Genomic DNA, 18,494 nt, shown 5'->3' on the forward strand with positions numbered 1-18,494 from the left:
GCTCTTGTCCCATCCGCGGCGCATTCGTTCCTTGATGCAGATCAAGAATGACCTTTCCGGAAGCGAAAAGGCCACGCCCGGGGTAAGGGCGTGGCCGGAGGACAGCGGGGGAGAAACGCCGCTGGGACGTCCTCGACAGGAGCCGATACTATCGGCTCGTCTGCTTGTGATCTTTGAGGCTGGTCAAACTCACGATCGAATTGCCGATCTTTGCCGGGTCGTCCTGCTCCGAAGATGCAGGCATCGGTTGGGCGCGCGCCGAGACACGCGATCGGATAACAGCACGCGGCGTGCCGTAGAGACCGAGGATCGGATTGTGGTCGTGGGCTGTCATGGCTTTCTCCTTACGTGCCGCCGCCGAGCGAATGGACGAAGATGGTCAGCTCCTTGACTGTCGTATCGCCGAGACGTCCCGCCCAAGCCGGCATGACGCCATGCTTGGGAGAGGCCACCTGGCGAAGGATGGCGTCTTCGCCGCGCGCTTTGAGCCAGATCGCATCGGCGAGATCCGGCGCGCCCATTTCGGCTTTGCCCTTGGCGTCCTCGCCGTGACATGCGGCACAATTGTCAAGGAAGACCTGCTTTCCCGCCTCTGCGAGAGCGGGGTCCGAGGGCGTATTGGTCAGGCCCCAGACATAGGCCGCGGCCTGCTTCATCTGGATGGGTTGCAGCACGTCGGTAAAGGGCGGCATCTCGGAAGCATGGGTCTCCGTATCGCCGTCGAAGCGGATCCCATGAGCGATCGTGGTCTGAATCGCATCGAGGTCCCCGCCCCACAGCCAGTCATCGTCGTTGAGATTCGGGAACCCTGGGCCGCCACTCGCGCCCGAGCCGTGACAGGGCGCGCAGTTGACCTTGAAAGCGGACGCGCCGCCGGCAATGGCGAATTCACGCAAAGCCGGATCCGCGTCGATTTCCTGCACCGTCTTGGCAGCGATCAGATCATGGAACTTCGTCTGGGATGCCTTGGCGAGATCGAGGTCCTGCTGCAGCTCGGCGCGCGTCGAGTAACCGAAATAGCCTTTCGTGGCGGATGTGATCATCGGGATGGCCGGATAGGCGATGGCATAGCCGATCGCCCACAGGATCGTGACGTAGAACGTCCAGACCCACCAGCGCGGCATCGGATTGTTGAGTTCTCGGATGCCATCCCATTCATGTCCGGTCGTTTCGACGCCGCTCAATTCATCGATATGGTTTTCCGACATCTCAATCGTCCTTCAAGGGAATATCGGCGGCTTCTTTCGCCGTCTGCTTGCTGCCTGGGCGAAGGGTGAACACGACCGCGCCGACGAAGAATGCCGCCATCGCCAGGAGGCCCCAGCTGTCGGCGAAGTGTCTCATTGCAGTATAGGTTTCCATGAATTCCCTCACCGGTAGCCGGTCGCGTCGTCATAGGTCGAGAAATCGACCAGCGTTCCGAGCATTTGCAGGTAGGACACCAGGGCGTCCATTTCGGTCAGCCTGGCCGGGTCGCCGTCGAAATCGCCGATCTTCGCCTTCGGGTAGCGCTGAAGCAGCGCCGTCGTGTCCGCATTCGGATCGGCCTGAGCCCTCATGTCGGCCTCGGCATTCGCCAGGATGTCGTCGCTGTAAGGCACGCCCACGTCCTCGTTGGCCTTGAGGTCCATTCCGACATCCTTGACCGTCACCTCCTGCTCCTTGAGGAAGGCGTAGCTCGGCATGATCGATTCCGGCACGACGGCGCGCGGATTTGCGAGATGCTGGACGTGCCATTCGTTTGAGTAGCGTCCGCCGACGCGGGCCAGATCCGGCCCGGTTCGCTTGGAGCCCCACTGGAACGGATGGTCGTACATCGATTCCGCGGCCAGCGAGTAATGGCCGTAACGTTCGACTTCATCGCGGAACGGCCTGATCATCTGGCTGTGGCAGAGATAGCAGCCTTCACGGATGTAGATGTTCCGTCCGGCGAGCTCCAGCGGCGTGTAAGGCCGCATGCCTTCCACTTTCTCGATCGTGTTCTGCAAGTAGAACAGCGGTGCGATTTCGACGATGCCGCCGATGCTGACGACGAGCAGCGAGCCGACCAGAAGAAGCGTCGCGTTCTTCTCGAGGATCTTATGTTTATCAAGTATCGATGCCATGTCTCACCTCATTCGGCAGGCTGTGCCTGGGGCACGAAAGTGGTCGGGATTGCAGCTTCGTCGCGCAGGTGGCCGCGGATCGTCATGAACACGTTCCAGGCCATGACCAGGCCGCCCGCCAGGTAAAGCGCTCCGCCGACCGCGCGCAGCACGTAATAGGGGATCATCGCCGCGACCGTCTCCGCGAAGGAATAGACGAGGAAGCCCTGGGAATTGTATTCGCGCCACATCAGCCCCTGCTGGATGCCGGCAACCCAGAGCACCGCGGCGTAGATCACGATGCCGAGGGTCGCGAGCCAGAAGTGCCAGTTGACCATCCGCAGGCTATAGAGACGCTCGCGTCCCCAAAGCTTCGGCGTCAGGTAATAGATCGCCCCGAAGGTGATCATCCCCACCCAGCCGAGCGCGCCGGAATGCACGTGGCCGATCGTCCATTCGGTATAGTGGCTGAGCGAATTGACTGTTTTGACCGACATCATCGGGCCTTCGAAGGTCGACATGCCGTAAAAGGCGATGGCGACGATCATCATGCGGATGATCGGATCCGTGCGGATCTTGTCCCAAGCGCCCGAAAGGGTCATCAGGCCGTTGATCATGCCGCCCCAGGAGGGCATCCAGAGCATGACCGAGAACACCATGCCGAGCGTCTGCGCCCAGTCGGGCAGCGCCGTGTAATGCAGGTGGTGCGGACCGGCCCAGATATACATGAAGATCAGAGCCCAGAAATGGATGATCGACAGCCGGTAGGAATAGACGGGCCGGTTGGCCTGCTTCGGCACGAAATAGTACATCATGCCGAGGAAGCCGGCGGTGAGGAAAAAGCCGACGGCGTTGTGGCCGTACCACCATTGCGTCAGCGCATCCTGCACGCCCGAGAAGAGAGAATAGCTCTTGGAGCCCAGGAACGAGGTGGGAACCGCAAGGTTGTTGACCACGTGCAGCATCGCGATGGTGACGATGAAGCCGAGATAGAACCAGTTCGCCACATAGATATGCGGTTCCTTGCGCTTCAGGATCGTTCCGAGATAGACGGCGAGATAGGCGACCCAGACGATGGTCAGCCAGAGGTCGACATACCATTCGGGCTCAGCATATTCGCGGGCCTGGTTGATGCCGAGCACGTAACCGGTCGCCGCCATGACGATGAAAAGCTGGTAGCCCCAGAAGACGAACCAGGCGAGACTGCCGCCGAAGAGGCGCGCGCGACAGGTCCGCTGCACCACGTAAAAGGACGTCATGATCAGCGCATTGCCGCCGAAAGCGAAGATGACCGCCGATGTGTGAACCGGCCGCAGCCTGCCGAAATTGAGATAGGGCGCAATATTGAGATCGGGAAAGGCCAGCTGCAGCGCAATTATGACGCCGACCAGGAAGCCGACCACGCCCCAGAATACGGTGGCGATCAGGCCATAGCGGATCACGTCGTCGAAATAGCCGGACAGGTCGACCTTCCGCCGTTGGTCCGCCGGTGCGAAGTCGACCCTCCTGACAAGGAGCAGGGTTCCCGCAATCAGGCAGAAGCTGAGTATGCCCATATGGACCGCAAAGAGATGATCGTGCGCGAATGCGGCTCCCAGCAGTGCTAGAAATGCCGCGACCGCGAGCATCATTGTTTCCATCGTATAATTCATGATGTCGTCCCCGGTGCAAAGACGACCGCCCCGCGGCCGGCTTTCTCGTAGTTCGGGGCAGGACTGTCACGAAGCCGGCGACGGCTCCTTGATCTACATCAACAAGGAGACTCCAAGCCGCGAATGGGCCGCCGCTGTTACACATTGTTACACTCTTTCACCCTTTGGCACCGTCCGCTCATTCGCGTGTGACGCAGCGGCTTTCTACTGCACCCACTGCCACGAGGGACATGACGATGCTGATGCAGGACAACCACGCGTTCGAAAATGCCGAGAAAACGGGCGAAGCCATTAATGCCGGCCAATCGCTTTCGTCGCTTTTCCTGAGCTCGGCGGCGGAACCCGTCGCCGCCGGCAAGGCGATTTGCTGGGAGGGCGACCAGGCGAAACATCTCTTTCAGGTGGAAGAAGGCGTCGTTCGCCTGCATCGCATCATCGGCGAAGGCCGCCGGGTGATCACCGCCTTCCATTTTGCCGGCGATCTCATCGGCGCCTCGTTGCAAAATGACTTCATTTTCACGGCGGAGGCCGTCACCGAATGCAAGATCCGGCGCATGTCGCGCAAGAGCTTTCATGACGAAGTCGCCCGCTCCGACGCACTCGGCCCGGCCTATATCTCCCTGCTTTGCCAGGAGGCGGCCGCCGCGCATGAGCAGATGGTGCTGTTGTCGAAAAAGAATGCCGAGGAGCGTCTCTGCAGCTTCATCGTCAAACTTGCATCCCGCCGCAACCCGCGCCAGGGTCTGGTGCGCATTCCCATGAACCGCCAGGACATTGCGGATCATCTCGGCCTCACCATCGAGACCGTGTCTCGCACGATCACGAAACTGGCGTCGCGCAACATCGTCATTCCCGAGGGCAGGCACGACCTGAGAATCGTCAATCTCGCCCGGCTGAAACAGTTGTCCGGCGACGCTGATGATTTTTCTGACGATTCCTGTCATAGGGTCAACCTGCACTGATGCAACAAGCCGCAGGATCGACCGTCATGCCTCACCGCCTCGTGTCACCGAGAACCGCATCGCCGCAGGAGCTGGACGCTATGGTGCACGTGCTCGACGGAGCGGATATCGTGGTCCATCGTTTCGACGGAACGATCACGCACTGGTCGATCGGCTGCGAGAACATGTATGGCTGGGCAAGAGAGGAGGCCGTCGGCGAGAAGGTCCACGAACTTCTGGCGACGAAGTTTTCCGAACCGGCGGAAAATATCCGCGATCAGCTGAAATCCCGCGGCTTCTGGCAGGGCGAAATCATTCATCGCCATAAGAGCGGGCACGACATTCATGTCGCATCCCGCTGCGTGCTGGTCAATCTGCCGGACGGGGAGCTTACCGTGATCCAGACAAACAGCGATGTCAGCGCCCTGAGGCAGGCTCAGGAGGCGGTCAAGTCGCGTGAGGCGCATCTCAGCTCGATCCTCGATACCGTCCCTGATGCGATGGTGGTGATCGACCATAAGGGAACGGTGCTGTCGTTCAGCAAGGCCGCCGAAAAGCTGTTCGGAATGCCCGCGGACCAGATTTGCGGCCGCAACGTCAGCAACCTGATGCCGACCCCCTACCGTGAGGCTCATGACGGCTATATCGACCACTATATTGAAACCGGCGAGAAGCGCATCATCGGCTACGGGCGCGTGGTAACCGGACAGCGGGCCGACGGCTCACAATTCCCCATGGAACTGCATGTCGGCGAGGCGACCGCCAACGGCGAGCGCATTTTCACCGGTTTCGTCCGGGACCTGACAAGCCGTTTCAAGATCGAGGAGGATCTTCGCCAGGCGCAGAAGATGGAGGCGATCGGACAGCTGACCGGCGGCCTCGCGCATGACTTCAACAATCTCCTGACCGTCATCAGCGGCAATCTCGAAATGATCGAGGACAAGCTGCCGCCCGGCAGCCTTCGTGACATTCTCAACGAGGCCCAGGCCGCCGCGCAGGACGGAGCGATCTTGACCGGCCAGCTGCTGGCCTTCGGCCGCCGGCAGCCGCTGAACCCCAAGCATGCCGATCTCGGTCAGCTCCTGAGCGGCTTTTCGGATCTGCTGCGGCGAACGCTCGGCGAAGATATCAGGCTGTCGACCGTCATTGACGGGTCGGGCCTCAACGTTCTCGTCGACAGTTCACAGCTTCAGAACGCCATTCTGAACATCGCCCTGAACGCAAGGGACGCCATGCCGAAGGGCGGCAGCCTGACGACAACGATTTCGCGCGTTCACCTCGATGCCGATTATGCGAAAATGTATCCGGAGGTGCGCAGCGGCAACTTCGTCCTCATTACCATGACGGATACCGGCACGGGCATGACCGAGGAGGTCAGGAAGCGCGCGATCGAACCTTTTTTCACGACGAAGGAAGTCGGCTCGGGCACGGGTCTCGGGCTCAGCATGGTCTATGGTTTCGTCAAACAGTCGGGCGGGCATCTCCAGCTTTACAGTGAGGTGGGACGCGGCACGACGGTTCGGATATATCTGCCGGCCGTCGCCGGCGCCAAGCCCCGCGAGCCGGCGCTGGACCAGGGCGCCGGCGAGAGCCAGCTGCCGTGCGGCGATGAAACGGTGCTGGTCGTCGAGGATGACGCCCGCGTCCGCCGCGTGGCCGTCGCCAGGCTCGCGTCAATGGGCTACACGGTGCGTGAAGCCGAAAACGGCCGCCGCGCACTCGAAGTCCTGCAGGAAAACGACGACATTGCGCTCCTGTTCACCGACATCGTCATGCCGGGCGGAATCACCGGTGACGAACTCGCCCGGGAGGTGCGCGTTTTGCGCCCCGACATCGCGGTTCTGTTCACGTCGGGATATTCCGAGCCGGGCCTTGCGGGCAAAGGCATCGTTCCCGGCGCACAGTGGCTGCGCAAGCCCTATACCGCCAAAGAGCTGGCGTTGAAGATCCGCGAGCTTCTCGACGCAAAGTGATCTCAGGCCTGCGCCATCTCGAATAGCCGTCTGGAACTGACGCTCGCCAAGCGAAGGTCCTGCCCGTCATCCGCGTCGCCCGACGGCTTCGTCGGAGCGTTCCGGCAAGTTGCGATCGCCGTTGAAAAACTGGATCGCCGGCCCGGCAACTGGCGCAAGGCCGCATGGCCGCGCAAGGCAATGGCATTCTTGGCACGGCATCGGGCAAACAGCCAAAACCTGGTTCCCGGCTTTTTTCGCGAATTTGACGGGCGTCAAAGAACCCGGTTCCGGTATCTCTTAAACCATGTTCATGAGGCTGATCGAGCCTCGCAGAACAGGAGATTGCAAATGCGTTTGAAATTCGGTCTGATCGCTGCAGCGGCAGCCTTGATTGCCTCGGCAGCGCCATTGCTGGCCGCCGACCACCAGGTTCAGATGCTTAACAAGGGCGCCGACGGCGCAATGGTGTTCGAGCCCGGCTTCTTGAAGATCGCCCCCGGCGACACCATCACCTTCATTCCTACCGACAAGAGCCACAACGTCGAGACCTTCAAGGGCCTCATTCCGGACGGCGTCGCCGAATTCAAATCCAAGCCGAACGAACAGTATCAGGCGAAATTCGATGTCCCCGGTGCCTACGTCGTGAAATGCACGCCGCATGCCGGCATGGGCATGGTTGCCTTGATCCAGGTCGGCGACAGCCCCGCCAATCTCGACGCGATCAAGACGGCAAAGGTGCCGAACATGGTACGCAAGCGGCTCGATGCCGATCTTGTCCATATCACCCAGTGATCAACGACCGGTGCGGATGGCAGCGCTCGCGCGCCATCCCGCACGATGGAGAACCATCATGTTCAAGCCCATGATGCTTGCTTTCGCGGCAGTTGTCTGCGCGGCCGGGGTGGCCGATGCTCACATTACCCTCGAGCAGAACCAGGCGCTGTCGGGCAAAGCGTACAAGGCAGTGCTTCGCGTCGGACATGGGTGCGAGGGCAAGGCAACGGTCAAGATCCGCGTGAAGATCCCGGAGGGTCTGCTATCGGCAAAGCCGATGCCGAAACCCGGCTGGACCGTCGAGAAGGCGAATGCGGCCTATCAGCAGAGCTACGATCTGTACGGCAAACCTGTGAAGGAAGGCGTCAGTGAGATCACATGGTCAGGCGGCAACCTCGCCGACGATGAATATGACGAGTTCGTTTTCCGTGCGACGGTCGCAAAGGAGATCCCGGCCAAAACCCGCATTTACGTTCCTGTCGTCCAGGAATGCACTGAAGGCGCGGTCGAACGCTGGATTGAAATTCCTGCGGCAGGCAAGTCTTCCGACTACTATGACGCCCCTGCTCCCTATTTCGACGTGATCGAACAACCGCGTTCGTGAACGGGTGAGAGCCGTCGATAATGTGGCCCTTGAGAATGGGAAACCTCGCGACACGGCTCCTTAGAGCGGTTCAGCTTTTCATGGAAGCGCGGAACCGCTCCAACCTTTTGGATTTACGCAATTCCCGGCAAAAGCGCTTCGCGCTTTGCCTGGGAAAACCCGCTTCGCACTTTTCCTGGAATTGCTCCAGGCCGGCTTGCGCTGCCGCTGTCATAGTTATGGGCACGTGTCTGCCGACAGGCGCGCTTGCCCACGCCACCTTGAAAAATTCGACGCCGGCCGCCAACGAGACACTGGACCGGCCGCCGACCGCAGTCGAACTGCATTTCAATGAACCGGTCCGGCTTATCCGGGCGACAGCAAACGACGGCAGCGGCCCGAGCCAGGAGCTGGCCGCCGAGACTTCGGGTGCCGACGTTCGATTGCGATTTGCAAATTCCAATGTCCGCGGCACCGTGATTGTGAGCTACCGCGTCGAGTCCGAGGACGGCCATCCCGTCGGCGGCGCCCTCGCGTTCAATATCGGCGCGCCCTCCACGGGATTGCCCGTTGCCCTTGGCGAACGGACGGACCCTTCTTTGCCGATCGCCATCTGGCTCGTGCATACCGCCACGGTTCTGTTCATGGCATTCATCGTCGGCGGCGCGCTCTTCGATCGCTGGCTGGGCGCGGGCCGCGGCCGGGCAGCAGGCGTCGCAGCGGTCCTGCTGCCGGGAGCCGCTTTGCTGGCGGCGGGCCTCTACCTGCAGGGGCTGGACGAAGCAGGACGTGGCCTTGTCTTGGCCGGCGGCGAACCGTTCGAGATCGCACTGCAAGGCAATGCGGCGATCTGCGCCGGCCTGTTCTTTCTGTCGCTCATGGTCACCACGCTTCCCTTTGGCGACCGCAAAATCGCCGGCCGCATCCTTGCCGCCGTTGCCCTGGCGCTGGCCGCGGGCGCCTTCGCATTCAGCGGGCATTGCAGTATCGTCGAGCCGCGCTGGATAGGAAGGACCGCCATTTTTCTCCAGAGCGCAACGCTGCTGTTCTGGATAGGAAGCCTTCCACCGCTCTGGCGGCTCTGCCGAATGCCGCTGGAGCTGCGTCCGCTGGAGAGCTTCTCGCGCAGCATTCCCCTTGCGTTCGCCGTGACGATCGTTGCCGGAACCGTACTGGCGGTCGCGGAGCTTCCGGCGCTCGCGCAAATCCAGTCGTCGCTCTACGGCCGGATTCTCGTCGTCAAGATCATGCTTGTCGCCGTTCTTTGTATGCTGGCCGCCTACAACCGCTTCTGGCTGACCGGCGCGACTTTGGCGGGAGACGCGGTTGCGAGAAGACGTCTGCGCCGAAGCATTGCCTTTGAAATTGTCCTGGCCGTCGCAATCATCGGCGCGGCCGGCCTCTGGCGGTTTGCCGGCCCCGGGCAAGCGGATGCCGCCGATGTTACGCCGATAGCATCCGTTCATCTGCATGCCGACAGCGCAATGGCTCAACTGGAGCTGGAAGCCGAGCCAAACGGAACCGGGAAGATCCACGTGGCGGTCATGGCTCCCGATTTCGGCGCGCTCGATCCCCGACAGGTCGTTCTTCGCCTGAAGAAGCCGGACTCCGAAATCGAGCCGATGAAATTCGAACTCGCCCGGGCGGCGCAGGGCGGGTGGGAGACGAGCGGCCTTCCGGTGCGCGATCCGAAGGGCTGGCTGGCGGATCTCGAGGTGCTGATCGACGATTTCCATTCGGTGCATCTCGAAGGCAGCCTGTCGGAATGACGGTCACTCCGGAATTCAACCATGGCGTCTACTTGCCAAGATAAACAGCCGACACATCTTTGATCGATGAACAAGGCGCCGACACTCCTGTCCCAGCTTGCCGGCCATGCCGAGACGATTCTCCTCGGCAAGGCCATGGAGCAATTCGGCGCGCTTTGCCTGCGGGAGGAGCCTGGCGGCGGTTTTGAGGTCCTGCTCATCACGACGCGCGAAACCGGCAGGTGGACGATTCCCAAGGGCTGGCCGATCAAGGGTCTCGCGCCGCATGAGGTGGTCGAGCGCGAGGCCTGGGAAGAGGCGGGTGTGAAGGGGCGGGCGAAGAAACGTGCTTTCGGCTGCTTCTCCTATCTCAAGACGCTTCCGGACGGAAAACAGGTGCCGTCATTCGTGACGGTGCACGTCATGACGGTTCGCCGCACCAAGGCCCATTTCCCGGAACACAAGGAGCGCAAGCTCGCCTGGATGCCGCCTCTCGAAGCGGCCTCATTGGTGAACGAGCCGGAATTGAAAAGCCTGTTGCGGCGCGTGGAACGGCAAGCGCTTCCCTGAGGCGTCGGGACGGTGATCCGCCTTTGCTCAGGCCGCTTCGGTCTGATCGGTCGCCTCTTCTAACCGCGCGGCAATTTCCATCGCCCGCTGCACTAACCTCATGATTTCGCGTTCGGACCTGATATGACCGCGCGTCGAGCAGAAGAACGAACGCAGCTGGTATCCGACGGCTTCCCAGGAGAGCCGGCAGCGTCCCTCGCCCAGCGTTTCCAGCGTGACGACGACGTCTCGCGCGGCGCCACGATCGATCAGGCGGCCTGCCCGCCGCCGTTCTTCCGCGCCGGCCTTTTCTGCGGCGTCCATGATCAATCCGAGCCCGGAGGAGGTCAGCTGCTCTTCGAGCTCGTGTGTCGTTTGCAGCAGCGGAAGCAGGCCGTCTGAGATACGGTCGCAAATGTCTTCGTCGATGTGGCAAGGCAGGAAATCGGCGATTGCCTGGAGCACGTCGCACCACGACATCAGTTGATCGTAGCAGCGTTCGAGTTCTGTGAAATCGGTCGGGATCGGCTTCATCATATTACCTCTGCAGGAACAGGCTGGCGGCGATCGCAACCGCCGCGAGAACCGCGGAGACCGTGCCCGTCCGCTGCAGGACGCCCATCCGATAGAGGGCGATCGCGAATATGATGATCACGGGCGTTGCTATCGACAGTCCTATCTGGGCATCGGTCATCGGGTTCTCCTTTCGGCAAAACCTAGGTCTTCTGATCTGCCCACTCTTTGCGATCGGTCAAAGAGCGCGCGCGAAATCATCTCTATCGTCACAGCCATGACAGCGATGATTTCCCCCGAGCTCCGCAGCCAGTCCACAGCCCAAAGCGACGACCTGATGGTGTGGATATTGGCGTGGAGCGAACTCGCGGCTTTTGCGGCGATGATGATGGGCTTCGTCATCGCGTCGTGGTTCCAGCCGGAATTATTTGCGGCCGGAAAGGCCAGGCTCCATCATGAAATTGCACTCGCAAATACAGTGGTCCTGCTGGTGAGCGGCTGGTGTGCGGCGCTCGCCGCGCGGTCCGTCAATTTGCGGCAGCAACGGCAAGCCCTGTTTGCTTCGGCCGCCGGCGGGATTCTGTTCGTCGCCCTCAAACTCTACGAATACCAGGTGGAAGGCGCATCGCTGCTTGCCGAGGACAGCTTCTGGCAGCTCTACGTCCTGATAACAGGATTTCACCTGGTTCATGTCCTGTTCGGATCTCTGGTCCTGGCGCTGATGGCCCGGTTTCCATCGCCTCAGAATATCCATCTCGTGACGACCCTCTGGCATGTCATCGACATCGTCTGGCTGGTCATGTTCCCGGTGGTCTATCTCTTATGACTGTACAAAACAGGGTGAATGCTCCCTCGCGGGCGCTGATCTTTCTGCTGATGCTGACAGCCTGCGTCTTCGCAACCTCGACGCTTCTGTCGGGCGCTGCGGCAAAGCCCGCACTGGCGCTAGCCGCCGGGCTGATTGCGCTGGCGAAAGTGCGTCTGGTCGTCTCCGGTTTCCTCGGCCTGCGCTTCAAGGGTTCGCCGCTCGGCCTCGCATTGATCCTGTGGGCGGCAGCCGTGCTGCTCCCGGCCTTGGCCAGTGCGCTCGCATTCTCGGCGGTCTTTGCGAATTAACAAAGACCCGCCGCCGCCATTCCGTCATCCAGGAAGCGTGAGCCCTAGGCTCCGTTTTCGACGTCACGGCGGGCTCCGCCACGGACATGAAAGGATCATCGATGGCTGAGCGCCTGACAAAAACCGCGGCCCGAAACGTGTTCTACGGCGGATCGGCCTTTTTCTTCGCCATATTCATCGGGCTTACCGCCCACAGCCACTATTACATCCGGACCGTCTCGACCAACGAGGCGACACTTACCGAGAGCGTCGCCAGAGGCAAACACATCTGGGAAAAGAACGCCTGCATCAACTGCCACACGCTGGACGGCGAAGGCGCCTATTTCGCTCCCGAGCTCTCCAATGTCTGGATCCGCTGGGGCGGCGACAAGGACCCGGCTAGCGCGCGCGAGGCGCTCCACGCCTGGATGGCGGCACAACCCTCCGGCATCGAGGGCCGCAGGCAGATGCCGCAATTCAATCTAACGGAAGAAGAAGTGAACGATCTCGCGGACTTCCTCGAATGGGTCAGCAAGATGAACACGCAGGGGTGGCCGCCGAACCAGGCGGGCTGACGGGCGAGAGGATCAAGCAATGAAATACAAGACACAAAGCGTCGCCATGCTCTATTTCTACGGAGCTCTCGGCCTTTTCATGGCACAGCTGCTGTTCGGCGTCCTGGCGGGAACGATCTATGTCCTGCCGAACACGCTGTCGGTCGAGCTGCCGTTCAATATCGTCCGCATGATCCACACGAACGCGCTGATCGTGTGGCTGCTGATGGGCTTCATGGGCACCACCTATTTTCTTCTTCCGGAGGAATGCGAGACGGAGCTCTACAGCCCGAAACTCGCCATCGCGCAGTTCTGGATATTCCTGGTGGCCGCGGCGGTCGCCGTCACAGGCTACCTGTTCCACATTCACGAGGGCCGCGAGTTTCTCGAGCAGCCCTTCGCGATCAAGGTCGGCATCGTTATCGTCGCCCTGATGTTCCTGTTCAACGTCACCATGACAGCCTTGAAAGGACGCAAGACGACGATCACCAACATCCTGCTGTTCGGACTCTGGGGCGTGGCGATCTTTTTTCTCTTTGCCTTCTATAACCCGGTCAATCTCGCGCTGGACAAGATGTACTGGTGGTATGTCGTCCACCTGTGGGTCGAGGGCGTCTGGGAGCTGATCATGGCGTCGGTTCTGGCCTTCCTGATGATCAGGCTGAACGGCATCGACAGGGAAGTCATCGAAAAATGGCTCTATGTGATCATCGGCCTGGCGCTCTTCTCGGGCATTCTCGGCACCGGCCATCACTATTACTGGATCGGCGCGCCCGGATACTGGCAGTGGATCGGCTCGCTCTTTTCGACGCTGGAGGTTGCCCCGTTCTTCACCATGGTGGTTTTCACCTTCGTGATGACCTGGAAGGCCGGCCGCAAGCACGAGAACAAGGCGGCGCTGCTGTGGTCGATCGGCTGCTCGGTCATGGCCTTCTTCGGCGCCGGCGTCTGGGGTTTCCTCCATACGCTGTCTTCGGTGAACTATTATACGCATGGCACACAGGTTACCGCGGCGCACGGGCACCTGGCCTTCTTCGGCGCCTACGTCATGCTCAATCTCGCGGCAATGGCCTATGCCATTCCTCAGATCCGCGGCCGCGCGCCCTATAATCAGTGGCTCTCGATCACGAGCTTCTGGGTCATGTGCTCGGCGATGTCGGTCATGACCTTCGCCCTCACATTTGCAGGCATCATCCAGGTTCACCTGCAGAGGGTGCTCGGCGAGTCCTACATGGACGTGCAGGATCAGCTCAGCGTCTTCTACTGGGTCAGGCTCGGCTCCGGCATCTTCGTCTTCATCAGCGCGCTGATGTTCATCTGGTCGGTTCTCGTCCCCGGCCGCGCCCGCCTGCCCGACGCAATTGCACAGCCCGCCGAATAGGCGGGCTCCCCTCCCCTCTTTGGAGAACAGAAGAAATGACGATCGCGTTTAATCTGCCGCTCGATGCGAATGCGGGAATCCCGCACTACACTGCCCATGGAAACGAATGCGCGCTGTTCGAGAGCGCCTGGAGCCGGCAATTGCCGATTTTGCTCAAGGGGCCGACGGGCTGCGGCAAGACCCGGTTCGTGCATCACATGGCCGCGCGCCTGGGGCTGCCGGTCTCGACCGTCTCCTGCCATGACGATCTCACCGCTGCGGATCTGACCGGCCGGTATCTCTTGAAAGGCGGCGAAACCGTCTGGGTCGACGGTCCGCTGACGAAAGCCGTGCGCGAGGGCGGCATCTGCTACCTCGACGAGATCGTCGAAGCGCGCAAAGACGTCGCCGTCGTTCTTCATCCGCTGACCGACGACCGCCGGCTCCTGCCGCTCGAGCGCACCGGTGAACTCATCGAGGCGCAATCGTCTTTCATGGTGGTGGTATCCTACAATCCCGGCTACCAGAATCTGATGAAATCCCTGAAGCCCAGCACCCGCCAGCGCTTCGTCTCGATCGAGTTCGACTTCCTACCGCGAGACCGCGAGATTGCGACCGTATCGATCGAAAGCGGCCTCGCGGAGAGCCGGGTGGCGCCGCTGGTGGACCTTGCTCGCCGGCTTCGCGCTCTCAAGGGGAAGGATCTGGAGGAGGGCGTCTCAACGCGCCTCATCATCTATTGCGCCACCCTCGTCGATGCCGGAATGTCGGTTGCCGAAGCGGTCAGGGCCGCGATCATCGAACCGCTGACGGATGAAGTCGACGTGAAGGCCGCCCTTGTCGAGGTGGCCGCAGCGACGCTCGGCAGGTGAGAGATGCTCGAATTCCTGGAACTCGAGGAAACGGTCGGACGCGCCTGGCATCGCCTTGTCGGCGACACGCGCTCCTGGCCCAGCCATCCGCAGCACGCGGTCAGATTGGCCGACATCAAATCGCAGCTGGCCGTCTGCTTCCGGGCCTTTGGCGGCGAACCGACATTGCAGATCCAGAAATCACGCCAGCAGATCTCGTCACATCGGCTGCGTTTCCGGCAAGTTGTCGGCCTCGGCGAAGAAAGAAGTGATCATCCGAGTTGGGACGGCAGCGCCGTCCACCTGCCCGCCTCGATCGATATCTTCGATGACGAGCGGCTGAACCGGGATCTCTATTTCTGGCTCGCCGCCTATATCGCGGTGGCTGTCATTCCGAGCTGCCAAGCGACCGACGCCATGCTTTCCGACATTGCCCGGATCGAAACAGGTCGTGAGAACGCCGCGCGAGTGGTCGAAATCTTTCCTGGCATGCATGCACGATACCTGCGCCTGAGCGAGGCCATTCTCGCATGCCGGACGCGCGGCAGGCTGCCCAAGGCCGAAAGGCAGGTCGAGGATTATCTGCGCTTTGCTCTGGCTTTTCCCTTGGGGGACCGGTTGCCCGATCTTGTCCGGCCGAGAGGCGCCAAGGCGCCGCCGGGATATCTGCCGATGCTGCCGGTCCCGATCTGGCCCGATTTCACCGGCCGCACGGAAGCCGAAAGATCCGAGCGAGAAGACCTGCCTTCCGAGGGTGGCGAGGCAGGCCCTGCCCGCTCTTCGCATCAAGCGGTCCGCAAGAGGGATGCCGGCGACCGCAAGCGCGATCCCTTCATCCTCAACCGGTTCGAAAAGATCCTCGCAATGGCCGAGATGGTCAATGTCGACCGGCCGACGGACGATCGCGAGGAGGACGATGCCGGTGCGGCCGACGAACTCGACGAGATCACCTTGAGCGAAACACGGGAGCGGCCGAAGTCGAAATTCCGTTTCGATCTGGATCTCTCCCCGGAGGCCTCGGACGTTTCCCAGATCCATGGCGTATTGACCTATCCCGAATGGCATTTCCGCAGAGAGGAATATTTGGAGAATCACTGCCGCGTCCTGCTCGGCAGCGTCCCGGCCGCGCAACAGGCTCCCGTCGTTGCCGATCAGGCGATCGTGCGCAAGGTCAGACGGCAATTCGAGACGCTCAGGCCGAAGAGGAAGATCAGGAAGGCGCAGCTCGACGGTGACGACCTCGACCTCGAGGCCGTGATACGGTCGCGCGCAGACCTGCTCGCGACCGGACAGCCGGACGACCGGATCTACGAATGCGCCCGTCCTGCCTCACACGAGCTTGCAACATCGATCCTCGTCGACGTCTCGCTGTCGACTGACTCCTGGGTGGACAATCGCAGGGTTCTCGACGTCGAGAAACAGGCGCTCGATGTCTTCGCGCGCGGCCTGGATGCCTGCGGCGACAGTTTCGCCATTCACACCTTCACATCGAGACGCCGCAGCTGGGTGCGCATCGACAGCATCAAGGAGTTCGACGAAACGTTCTCGCAGACGACTGCGCAGCGGATCGCCGATCTCAAACCGGGTTACTACACGCGAATGGGGGCAGCCCTCAGACATGTTTCGGGACAGCTGCACAAACACGCCGCAAGGAAAAAGCTGCTCCTCATCCTGACGGACGGCAAACCGAACGACGTCGATCATTACGAAGGACGGTTTGCCCTGGAAGACAGCAGGAAGGCGGTCGCCGAAGCCCGCGCGCTCGGCCAGGCCGTGTTCGCCGTCACCGTGGACCAGAATGCCGGTGACTACTTGCCGGCAATTTTCGGAAGGGCGGGCTTTGCCGTAATTTCGGATATTGCAAAGCTGCCGGGCGCGCTGCCGGCGATCTACAGAAACCTCACCGCCTGAACGGCATGAACAAAAGGCCGGAGGTCCCGAGTGGCACCTCCGGCCTGGGCTTGATGCTGTCAGGCGGCCTTGCTGTGCGTGCGGCCGAGCGAGCCGAAATAGGCGTCGAATGCCGCCGCGACGGCACGGACCATGAAGCGTGCATCCCGGGATACGACGATCCGCTCACCGCTGATCGTCACGACGCCGTCGGCGACCAGATCGCCGAGACGGTCGTTGCGTTCGACAAGGAAGCCGGTGTCGAAACCTGACCCGCTGCTTAACCTACCGAGATCGACCTCGAAATCGCACATCAGCCTTTCGATGATCCTGGCCCGAAGCTTGTCCTCTTCGCTGAGAAGATATCCCTTGGCCGTCGGCAGCACGCCGTCGGCAACGCGCTCGGCATAAAGACCGAGAGGCACGTGGTTCTGCATATAGCCACTCGGCAGCCGCCCGATCGCGGAAGCGCCAAGACCGATGAGGCTATCGCAATCATCCGTGGTATAGCCCTGGAAGTTTCGTCTCATCGTGCCGTTGCGCGCGGCGAGCGCCAGCTGATCCTCCGGCAGTGCAAAATGATCGAGCCCGATGCGCACATATCCGGCTTGTTGAAGCTCCTCGGCGATGGCTTCCGCCTGCTCGTTACGCTGTTTTGCGTCCGGCAGTGATGCTTCGTCGATAAGGCGTTGGTGTTTTTTGAAGGCAGGTATGTGGGCATAACCGAAAACGGCGAAACGTTCGGGACGCAGCTCTACGGCGAGGCGGACCGTTTCCACGCAGGATTGGATCGTCTGCTTCGGAAGGCCGTAGATCAGGTCGAAATTGATGCTCGTCACGCCTGTCGAGCGCAGCCCGGCGACCGCCGTTTCGGTCTGCTCGAAGGACTGCAGCCGGTTGATTGCCGCCTGCACGACCGGATCGAAGCTCTGGACGCCGAGGCTCGCGCGATCGACGCCGTTTTCGCCGAGCGCATCGATCATGGGAGCGGCCAATGTGCGCGGATCGATCTCGACCGCGACGCTGGCATCCGCCTCGAAAGCGAAGGCGCTTCTGAGCTTTGCCATCAGGGCGGAAAATTCCTGCGGCTTCATGATTGTCGGCGTGCCGCCGCCGAAATGCACGTTCCTGACGGGCACGTCGTTTCCAGCGGCAAAGGAGACGAGCTCGATCTCCTGGCTCATCACATCCAGATATTCGACGACCGGAGCGTCCTGCCGGGTGATGGTCGTGTGGCAGCCGCAGTACCAGCACATCGAACGGCAGAACGGTACGTGGAGATAAATCGAGACAGGCCCGGCCTTTCCGATATTGGCGAGGCCGGCGGCATATTCATCCGGCCCGACGGTGGCCGAAAAAGCCGGCGCCGTCGGGTAACTCGTGTAACGCGGAAGCCGCGCATCGCCGTATTTGGCGACCAGATCGTCGGACATGTCACATCCCTTTTCAAAAGCAGGATGCTTTATGACCTCTAGCGGCACGCTCTTCCTTGTCCCAAATCAATGATGATGCCGTCGCCGCGGAAATCATCCGGATATTTGTCCGCTGTCAAAGTCAGCTCTTCCGAAGCCGCCTAGGGTCTCGTTCCGACAACGGGACGAGCCGCGGTCCCGTCCGTTCGAAGGACGCGGCACAAGGAAACAAGCAAGAATGACTGATGCGCAAAACCTCCAGGGTGAAACTCCTCATATCGATGTCCGCACACTGCCACCTGCCGAGCGGCATCCCCGGATCTTCGGCACGCTAAGCGCGCTGACCCCCGGCGGCAGTTTGCTGATCACGAGCGATCACGAACCTAGGCCGCTGCATTATCAGCTTGAAACCGGATTTCCCGGAAAGTTCTCCTGGGACTATCTGGAACAGGGCCCTGAAATCTGGCGCGTGCAGATCACCCGGCAGGATGCCGGTTGCGACTGCTGCTGCGGCAGCCACTGAGGTCGGATCG

The 18,494-nt window shown here is 61.2% G+C and carries 21 protein-coding genes; 13 read left to right on the forward strand and 8 right to left on the reverse strand.

Annotated features, from left to right (window positions below):
* Positions 1–148: 148 nt before the first annotated feature.
* Genes AMK02_RS22400 through ccoN form a run of 5 tightly spaced genes read right to left on the reverse strand, consistent with a single transcriptional unit; the run spans position 149 to position 3,736 of the window.
* On the reverse strand, positions 149–334 hold the full coding sequence (locus AMK02_RS22400; protein ID WP_016737114.1) for a hypothetical protein: 186 nt from the start codon (positions 332–334) through the stop codon (positions 149–151).
* A gap of 10 nt (positions 335–344) precedes the next feature.
* The gene (gene ccoP / locus AMK02_RS22405; protein WP_064806883.1) at positions 345–1,208 is read right to left on the reverse strand and encodes a cytochrome-c oxidase, cbb3-type subunit III; all 864 of its coding nucleotides are present in this window, start codon (positions 1,206–1,208) and stop codon (positions 345–347) included.
* A gap of 1 nt (position 1,209) precedes the next feature.
* Positions 1,210–1,362 (reverse strand): CcoQ/FixQ family Cbb3-type cytochrome c oxidase assembly chaperone, encoded by a 153-nt coding sequence (locus tag AMK02_RS22410; protein ID WP_003568501.1) that lies wholly within the window; start codon positions 1,360–1,362, stop codon positions 1,210–1,212.
* 8 nt (positions 1,363–1,370) lie between these two features.
* Complete coding sequence (gene ccoO / locus AMK02_RS22415; RefSeq protein WP_064806885.1) at positions 1,371–2,105, reverse strand: cytochrome-c oxidase, cbb3-type subunit II; 735 nt, start codon at positions 2,103–2,105, stop codon at positions 1,371–1,373.
* A gap of 8 nt (positions 2,106–2,113) precedes the next feature.
* On the reverse strand, positions 2,114–3,736 hold the full coding sequence (gene ccoN / locus AMK02_RS22420) for a cytochrome-c oxidase, cbb3-type subunit I (RefSeq protein WP_064806887.1): 1,623 nt from the start codon (positions 3,734–3,736) through the stop codon (positions 2,114–2,116).
* Between the two features lie 236 nt (positions 3,737–3,972).
* Between ccoN and AMK02_RS22425 the strand changes: the two genes are divergently transcribed.
* The 6 genes from AMK02_RS22425 to AMK02_RS22450 all read left to right on the forward strand — a co-directional run bounded on the left by AMK02_RS22425 (position 3,973) and on the right by AMK02_RS22450 (position 10,307).
* Positions 3,973–4,698: a Crp/Fnr family transcriptional regulator gene (locus AMK02_RS22425; protein ID WP_064807183.1), complete on the forward strand. Its 726-nt coding sequence runs from the start codon at positions 3,973–3,975 to the stop codon at positions 4,696–4,698.
* Between the two features lie 26 nt (positions 4,699–4,724).
* Positions 4,725–6,650: a hybrid sensor histidine kinase/response regulator gene (locus AMK02_RS22430; protein WP_064806889.1), complete on the forward strand. Its 1,926-nt coding sequence runs from the start codon at positions 4,725–4,727 to the stop codon at positions 6,648–6,650.
* Between the two features lie 330 nt (positions 6,651–6,980).
* Positions 6,981–7,424 (forward strand): pseudoazurin, encoded by a 444-nt coding sequence (locus AMK02_RS22435; protein WP_064806892.1) that lies wholly within the window; start codon positions 6,981–6,983, stop codon positions 7,422–7,424.
* Between the two features lie 58 nt (positions 7,425–7,482).
* Positions 7,483–8,010, forward strand: a complete 528-nt coding sequence (locus AMK02_RS22440) for a YcnI family copper-binding membrane protein (RefSeq protein WP_064806894.1) — start codon at positions 7,483–7,485, stop codon at positions 8,008–8,010.
* 218 nt (positions 8,011–8,228) lie between these two features.
* Complete coding sequence (locus AMK02_RS22445; protein WP_237358364.1) at positions 8,229–9,758, forward strand: copper resistance CopC/CopD family protein; 1,530 nt, start codon at positions 8,229–8,231, stop codon at positions 9,756–9,758.
* A gap of 66 nt (positions 9,759–9,824) precedes the next feature.
* Entirely contained in the window at positions 9,825–10,307 is a 483-nt protein-coding gene (locus AMK02_RS22450) for an NUDIX hydrolase (RefSeq protein WP_064806896.1), read from the forward strand.
* A 27-nt stretch (positions 10,308–10,334) separates the two neighbouring features.
* On the opposite strand, the gene AMK02_RS22455 is transcribed toward AMK02_RS22450, so the two are convergent.
* Both AMK02_RS22455 and AMK02_RS31850 read right to left on the reverse strand, forming a co-directional pair.
* Entirely contained in the window at positions 10,335–10,823 is a 489-nt protein-coding gene (locus tag AMK02_RS22455) for a hypothetical protein (protein ID WP_064806898.1), read from the reverse strand.
* Position 10,824: 1 nt separating this feature from the next.
* Positions 10,825–10,980 carry a hypothetical protein gene (locus tag AMK02_RS31850; protein ID WP_167377210.1) on the reverse strand — a complete coding sequence of 52 codons (156 nt, stop codon included), beginning with the start codon at positions 10,978–10,980 and terminating at the stop codon, positions 10,825–10,827.
* Between the two features lie 96 nt (positions 10,981–11,076).
* Between AMK02_RS31850 and AMK02_RS22460 the strand changes: the two genes are divergently transcribed.
* The 6 genes from AMK02_RS22460 (at position 11,077) to AMK02_RS22485 (ending at position 16,570) form a co-directional block, all read left to right on the forward strand.
* On the forward strand, positions 11,077–11,625 hold the full coding sequence (locus AMK02_RS22460) for a cytochrome c oxidase subunit 3 (RefSeq protein WP_064806900.1): 549 nt from the start codon (positions 11,077–11,079) through the stop codon (positions 11,623–11,625).
* On the forward strand, positions 11,622–11,915 hold the full coding sequence (locus tag AMK02_RS22465) for a hypothetical protein (protein ID WP_064806901.1): 294 nt from the start codon (positions 11,622–11,624) through the stop codon (positions 11,913–11,915). Before AMK02_RS22460 ends, AMK02_RS22465 begins: the two co-directional genes overlap by 4 nt.
* A gap of 101 nt (positions 11,916–12,016) precedes the next feature.
* The gene (locus AMK02_RS22470; protein WP_064806903.1) at positions 12,017–12,469 is read left to right on the forward strand and encodes a c-type cytochrome; all 453 of its coding nucleotides are present in this window, start codon (positions 12,017–12,019) and stop codon (positions 12,467–12,469) included.
* A 19-nt stretch (positions 12,470–12,488) separates the two neighbouring features.
* Positions 12,489–13,829, forward strand: coding sequence for a cbb3-type cytochrome c oxidase subunit I (locus tag AMK02_RS22475; RefSeq protein WP_064806905.1), 1,341 nt, complete (start codon positions 12,489–12,491; stop codon positions 13,827–13,829).
* A 35-nt stretch (positions 13,830–13,864) separates the two neighbouring features.
* Positions 13,865–14,680 (forward strand): CbbQ/NirQ/NorQ/GpvN family protein, encoded by an 816-nt coding sequence (locus AMK02_RS22480; protein ID WP_064806909.1) that lies wholly within the window; start codon positions 13,865–13,867, stop codon positions 14,678–14,680.
* A gap of 3 nt (positions 14,681–14,683) precedes the next feature.
* The gene (locus tag AMK02_RS22485; RefSeq protein ID WP_064806910.1) at positions 14,684–16,570 is read left to right on the forward strand and encodes a nitric oxide reductase activation protein NorD; all 1,887 of its coding nucleotides are present in this window, start codon (positions 14,684–14,686) and stop codon (positions 16,568–16,570) included.
* A gap of 59 nt (positions 16,571–16,629) precedes the next feature.
* On the opposite strand, the gene hemN is transcribed toward AMK02_RS22485, so the two are convergent.
* Positions 16,630–17,982, reverse strand: a complete 1,353-nt coding sequence (gene hemN, locus AMK02_RS22490; RefSeq protein ID WP_064806911.1) for an oxygen-independent coproporphyrinogen III oxidase — start codon at positions 17,980–17,982, stop codon at positions 16,630–16,632.
* Between the two features lie 217 nt (positions 17,983–18,199).
* On the opposite strand from hemN, the gene AMK02_RS22495 reads away from it, so the two are divergent.
* Positions 18,200–18,484 (forward strand): DUF2249 domain-containing protein, encoded by a 285-nt coding sequence (locus tag AMK02_RS22495; RefSeq protein ID WP_064806912.1) that lies wholly within the window; start codon positions 18,200–18,202, stop codon positions 18,482–18,484.
* Positions 18,485–18,494: the final 10 nt, after the last annotated feature.

The organism is Rhizobium sp. N731 (genome assembly GCF_001664145.1).
Classification (GTDB): Bacteria; Pseudomonadota; Alphaproteobacteria; order Rhizobiales; family Rhizobiaceae; genus Rhizobium; species Rhizobium esperanzae.

What these genes read in the sequence shown, in the direction of transcription:
- ccoO (WP_064806885.1), bottom strand. Translation starts at nt 2,105, where the DNA reads ATGGCATCGATACTTGATAAACATAAGATCCTCGAGAAGAACGCGACG.
- AMK02_RS22445 (WP_237358364.1), top strand. Translation starts at nt 8,229, where the DNA reads ATGGGCACGTGTCTGCCGACAGGCGCGCTTGCCCACGCCACCTTGAAA.
- AMK02_RS22495 (WP_064806912.1), top strand. Translation starts at nt 18,200, where the DNA reads ATGACTGATGCGCAAAACCTCCAGGGTGAAACTCCTCATATCGATGTC.
- AMK02_RS22460 (WP_064806900.1), top strand. Translation starts at nt 11,077, where the DNA reads ATGACAGCGATGATTTCCCCCGAGCTCCGCAGCCAGTCCACAGCCCAA.
- AMK02_RS22470 (WP_064806903.1), top strand. Translation starts at nt 12,017, where the DNA reads ATGGCTGAGCGCCTGACAAAAACCGCGGCCCGAAACGTGTTCTACGGC.
- AMK02_RS22485 (WP_064806910.1), top strand. Translation starts at nt 14,684, where the DNA reads ATGCTCGAATTCCTGGAACTCGAGGAAACGGTCGGACGCGCCTGGCAT.
- AMK02_RS22435 (WP_064806892.1), top strand. Translation starts at nt 6,981, where the DNA reads ATGCGTTTGAAATTCGGTCTGATCGCTGCAGCGGCAGCCTTGATTGCC.
- AMK02_RS22450 (WP_064806896.1), top strand. Translation starts at nt 9,825, where the DNA reads ATGAACAAGGCGCCGACACTCCTGTCCCAGCTTGCCGGCCATGCCGAG.
- AMK02_RS22480 (WP_064806909.1), top strand. Translation starts at nt 13,865, where the DNA reads ATGACGATCGCGTTTAATCTGCCGCTCGATGCGAATGCGGGAATCCCG.
- ccoP (WP_064806883.1), bottom strand. Translation starts at nt 1,208, where the DNA reads ATGTCGGAAAACCATATCGATGAATTGAGCGGCGTCGAAACGACCGGA.
- AMK02_RS22465 (WP_064806901.1), top strand. Translation starts at nt 11,622, where the DNA reads ATGACTGTACAAAACAGGGTGAATGCTCCCTCGCGGGCGCTGATCTTT.
- AMK02_RS31850 (WP_167377210.1), bottom strand. Translation starts at nt 10,980, where the DNA reads ATGACCGATGCCCAGATAGGACTGTCGATAGCAACGCCCGTGATCATC.
- hemN (WP_064806911.1), bottom strand. Translation starts at nt 17,982, where the DNA reads ATGTCCGACGATCTGGTCGCCAAATACGGCGATGCGCGGCTTCCGCGT.
- AMK02_RS22410 (WP_003568501.1), bottom strand. Translation starts at nt 1,362, where the DNA reads ATGGAAACCTATACTGCAATGAGACACTTCGCCGACAGCTGGGGCCTC.
- AMK02_RS22425 (WP_064807183.1), top strand. Translation starts at nt 3,973, where the DNA reads ATGCTGATGCAGGACAACCACGCGTTCGAAAATGCCGAGAAAACGGGC.
- AMK02_RS22440 (WP_064806894.1), top strand. Translation starts at nt 7,483, where the DNA reads ATGTTCAAGCCCATGATGCTTGCTTTCGCGGCAGTTGTCTGCGCGGCC.
- AMK02_RS22455 (WP_064806898.1), bottom strand. Translation starts at nt 10,823, where the DNA reads ATGATGAAGCCGATCCCGACCGATTTCACAGAACTCGAACGCTGCTAC.
- AMK02_RS22430 (WP_064806889.1), top strand. Translation starts at nt 4,725, where the DNA reads ATGCCTCACCGCCTCGTGTCACCGAGAACCGCATCGCCGCAGGAGCTG.
- AMK02_RS22400 (WP_016737114.1), bottom strand. Translation starts at nt 334, where the DNA reads ATGACAGCCCACGACCACAATCCGATCCTCGGTCTCTACGGCACGCCG.
- AMK02_RS22475 (WP_064806905.1), top strand. Translation starts at nt 12,489, where the DNA reads ATGAAATACAAGACACAAAGCGTCGCCATGCTCTATTTCTACGGAGCT.
- ccoN (WP_064806887.1), bottom strand. Translation starts at nt 3,736, where the DNA reads ATGAATTATACGATGGAAACAATGATGCTCGCGGTCGCGGCATTTCTA.